Here is a 3664-nt window from a genome sequence, read left to right on the forward strand (position 1 = left end):
AATGGTTTCAACTGCGTTTATTGCCAGATTTCCATCAGGGTCAAGTGGTCTGGCTCAAAGATTTTGGCTTTGTACAATTATTTAAGACTCAGTTAAAAGAACAGCAGAGGTTTTATATTGTGCATCAGGATGAAGATGATTTATTGTCCTTTGAGGGTTTTCATGAATTACATTCAAGTCATTGGAAAATAGAACAATATCACCGAGTGATTAAACAGGTTTGTCATATTGAAAAGTTTCAAGTAAGACGATCTAAACTGATTTTGAATCATATTTTTTCAGCCTTGATGGCCTACGTTGAGATACAAAAAAACCAGTTTGAGCGGATCTTTGAAAATGTATATCGTTGGCAGAAGAAATTATTTAGACCAATTATCAAAAGCTTCATTGATGACTTTATTCTCGATAAAAATCATCTGCTACCACAGAGAATCTTTAAATAATAGTGCGTAAGTCCTAAGTTATTTTTTTCACTGGTCAATATCACAATAATTTCCCTAAACTTGAAGAAAGTTTAGAACTCTTAAGCAACGAGAAAATAATGACTGGAGAGCATGTAGATAAATTTACTATGCGTATCTGGAATAATGAAACCCTTGTACTTCGAGTGCCTCATCCAGCCCATTGGAGAGCATCTTCAAATGAAGCACGAAAGGTAGCATTGAAATACTTTAAACTTTTTGATGCAAGCAAAAATATTGATGATTTTAAAGCTCAAATTAGAGTTAGTAATTGATATCATTTTTACTAATATTTCTAAAATCAACCTAATACACCTTATACGAAATTAAAAATGGGAGCCTAAGCTCCCATTTTTATTGATGATTTTTTAATTCTTTGAGCATAGCATCCCGTAAGATTTCATTCATACGTGTTTGATAACCTTTTCCCTGTGCTTTGAACCAAGCAAGCACATCAGCATCTAACCGAATTGAAGTTTGTTGCTTTACTGGACGATAGAATTGATTGTGGAGTACAACATTACTCCAGTCGGTAATTTCAGGAATATCTGATAGATCTAGCTGATCGTCAGGAACCGTTCCCTTAGCAAGCAAGCGTTCAATTTCAGCATCTTGCTTGTCGCTGAATTTTTCATTCAGTTCTTTGCGTGAGTATCTAACCATGCTCATATTTATCTCGCTCTGCTTTAGTTACCTGTCTTGCACTAATGATTCGTATGATTTCACAGTCATCTTCATCAAAGATGGTATGAGCTACTAAGAGCATTAGTACGCCTTTCACTTTTCCAATGGTCTGCCAACGTTCTTCGCCATCGGTATGTCTGTCCTGGATTGAGATCCTTAGAGGATCTTCAAAAACAAGGCTTGCTGTTTCGAAAGAGACATCGTGCTTTTTCTGATTCTTTCGATTCTTTGCCTCATCCCATTCGAAATACTGTTCCATAAAAAACATTCAAATTTGTATATACAATAATGTATCACAAAATTGTATCACTCAAGCTGAAAAGCGTAATTTTTAGTCAAAATTATTGGCAAGAACTATCAAAAACGATCATAAAAAAGCCGACTTGTTTCCAAGTCAGCTTTTTGGGTTTGCGTCCCCGATTTTTTATAGCATAACTTTTTGAAATATAGAACTATTTTTATATGCGTTTCGTATAAGCTCTATTATGTTAAATAATTAAGGATAAAAGCTTTATTACTAAATAGAACAGTTGCTTAAAGCAGTATAGAGTTAAGTTTGCATTTTAATATCAAGTTGTCTTTCAGCACCGATAATCACCATACGAATCCCATTTTCAAAAATGTCATCCGCATTCATATTTTGTAAGGTATTCACTCCTTGGAGCATGAGTGGATATATAGTTGGATCGGCTTCGAATGGTGGGTCTGATCTTATTTCTTCTTGCTGCTCCTCAAGGACCCACCCAACAATAAACCTTCCTAATGTCATAAGTAATGCAACTGCTTCAACAGGAGAAAACCCAGCATGAGATAACAGCGCAACTTGGGCCTCAATCGTGTTGAAATGTCCTTGACTGGGGCTAGTTCTTGCATGTAGACGAGCACCATCACGGTAAGCTAGTAGTGCTCGACGAAAGCTTACAGAATTAGCGAGCAACCAATCTTGCCATGTCATCCCATCGATGGGTAAAGAAACTAAATGGTGTTCATTTATAATGGTTTCCGCCATTGCTTCCATTAACAAGGATTTATTCTTGAAATGCCAATATAGAGTTGGAGATTTAATACCCAATCGTTGAGCTAGCTTGCGTGTGGTTATTGAATCTATGCCTTCTTCATTCAACATATCCAATGCGGTACGCAGGACTATTTCACGTGTCAGACGTTGAGGTGCAATATCTTTTTTACTCATAAATCTATCACTGATAGGGAGTGTGTGAGAGAATATTAATTCTATCATTGCTAGAGAAGGCATTTGTGAAGAAATCATTGAGCGTGATTTTAATCACTATATTTCTGGATGCTGTTGGGATTGGTTTAATTATGCCGATCTTGCCTGAATTATTACGGTCATTGGCTGGAGCTGAAGCAGGCGGTGTTCACTATGGTGCTTTATTAGCTGTGTATGCTCTGATGCAGTTCATTTTTGCACCTATCCTTGGAGCGTTGAGTGACCGATTTGGACGTCGACCTGTATTAATTATTTCAATTGCTGGTGCAACGGCTGATTATCTCCTAATGGCTGCTGCTCCTTCTCTATTGTGGCTATATATTGGTCGTATTTTTGCGGGAATTACAGGTGCCAACATGGCTGTTGCAACAGCTTATGTTTCAGATATTACTCCAGCCCATGAGCGTGCAAAAAGGTTTGGTCTCCTTGGAGCTGTCTTTGGTATTGGGTTTATAGCGGGTCCGGTAATAGGTGGAGTTTTGGGTGAATGGAACTTACATGCACCGTTCTTTGCTGCTGCTTTTATGAATGGGATTAATTTAATAATGACAGCAGTCTTATTAAAAGAATCAAAACACAGCAATAAAATGACTGAGAAGGTTCAGGAGCAATCAATATTAAAGAAATTATCCTATTTGATCACTCAACCTAATATGGCTCCATTGCTTGGTATCTTTTTAATTATCACATTGGTTTCACAAGTCCCCGCAACTTTATGGGTTATCTATGGGCAGGATCGTTATGGCTGGAGTATATTTATTGCAGGTGTTTCCCTTGCTAGTTATGGAATATGCCATTCTATTGCACAGGCTTTTGCTATCGCCCCTATGGTAAAGAGGTTTGGAGAGAAAAATACGTTGTTATGTGGAATAGCTTGCGATGCAATTGGTTTACTTCTTTTATCTATTGCTGTTGAAGAATGGGTGCCTTTTGCGTTGTTACCATTGTTTGCCCTTGGTGGAGTAGCCGTTCCTGCTTTGCAAGCAATGATGTCCAGAGGTATTAGTGATGAAAGACAAGGTGAATTACAAGGGCTATTAAGCAGTTTTAATAGTCTGGGGGCTATAATTGGTCCTGTATTAGTTACTAGCCTCTATTTTATGACTCAGGCATCAGCTCCTGGAATGGTATGGGCATTAGCTGCAATACTTTATGTAATCACCCATACGCGCCAACTTAAGGCTTAAACTGTTGAAATATATTATAATTATCGCTTGAAAAATAAAAAAGGTGGTTGTATTTATTAATGCGCTAACACAAAACACAACCACCGTGGCGTATCATGATT

The 3664-nt window shown here is 37.5% G+C and carries 6 protein-coding genes; 3 read left to right on the forward strand and 3 right to left on the reverse strand.

All coding sequences use genetic code 11. The features are described 5' to 3' along the window. Together AC07E5_RS06455 and AC07E5_RS06460 are read left to right on the forward strand one after the other, a co-directional pair. A partial coding sequence (locus AC07E5_RS06455) for a transposase (RefSeq protein WP_498625043.1) occupies positions 1 to 443 on the forward strand: 443 nt, incomplete at its 5' end. A gap of 98 nt (positions 444 to 541) precedes the next feature. Further along, a complete protein-coding gene (locus AC07E5_RS06460; protein ID WP_498625044.1) occupies positions 542 to 736 on the forward strand; it encodes a hypothetical protein in 195 nt (64 codons plus the stop codon). A gap of 79 nt (positions 737 to 815) precedes the next feature. Here the strand turns inward: AC07E5_RS06460 and AC07E5_RS06465 are convergent, their stop codons facing one another. The 3 genes from AC07E5_RS06465 to AC07E5_RS06475 all read right to left on the reverse strand — a co-directional run bounded on the left by AC07E5_RS06465 (position 816) and on the right by AC07E5_RS06475 (position 2337). Further along, a complete protein-coding gene (locus AC07E5_RS06465) occupies positions 816 to 1130 on the reverse strand; it encodes a BrnA antitoxin family protein (protein ID WP_057691017.1) in 315 nt (104 codons plus the stop codon). After that, positions 1117 to 1404: a BrnT family toxin gene (locus AC07E5_RS06470; protein ID WP_039890878.1), complete on the reverse strand. Its 288-nt coding sequence runs from the start codon at positions 1402 to 1404 to the stop codon at positions 1117 to 1119. The genes AC07E5_RS06465 and AC07E5_RS06470 overlap by 14 nt, the downstream gene beginning before the upstream one ends. A 291-nt stretch (positions 1405 to 1695) precedes the next feature. Next, the gene (locus AC07E5_RS06475) at positions 1696 to 2337 is read right to left on the reverse strand and encodes a TetR/AcrR family transcriptional regulator C-terminal domain-containing protein (RefSeq protein WP_004787586.1); all 642 of its coding nucleotides are present in this window, start codon (positions 2335 to 2337) and stop codon (positions 1696 to 1698) included. Between the two features lie 65 nt (positions 2338 to 2402). Here AC07E5_RS06475 and tet(39) point away from each other — a divergent pair, with 65 nt between their 5' ends. Continuing rightward, positions 2403 to 3563 carry a tetracycline efflux MFS transporter Tet(39) gene (gene tet(39) / locus AC07E5_RS06480; RefSeq protein WP_498625047.1) on the forward strand — a complete coding sequence of 387 codons (1161 nt, stop codon included), beginning with the start codon at positions 2403 to 2405 and terminating at the stop codon, positions 3561 to 3563. The last annotated feature ends 101 nt before the right edge of the window (positions 3564 to 3664 follow it).

The organism is Acinetobacter seohaensis, from assembly GCF_056431365.1.

Bases quoted from the DNA above. Each gene is read 5' to 3' on its own strand.
- AC07E5_RS06460 (WP_498625044.1), top strand. From the start codon at position 542: ATGACTGGAGAGCATGTAGATAAATTTACTATGCGTATCTGGAATAAT.
- AC07E5_RS06465 (WP_057691017.1), bottom strand. From the start codon at position 1,130: ATGAGCATGGTTAGATACTCACGCAAAGAACTGAATGAAAAATTCAGC.
- AC07E5_RS06470 (WP_039890878.1), bottom strand. From the start codon at position 1,404: ATGGAACAGTATTTCGAATGGGATGAGGCAAAGAATCGAAAGAATCAG.
- AC07E5_RS06475 (WP_004787586.1), bottom strand. From the start codon at position 2,337: ATGAGTAAAAAAGATATTGCACCTCAACGTCTGACACGTGAAATAGTC.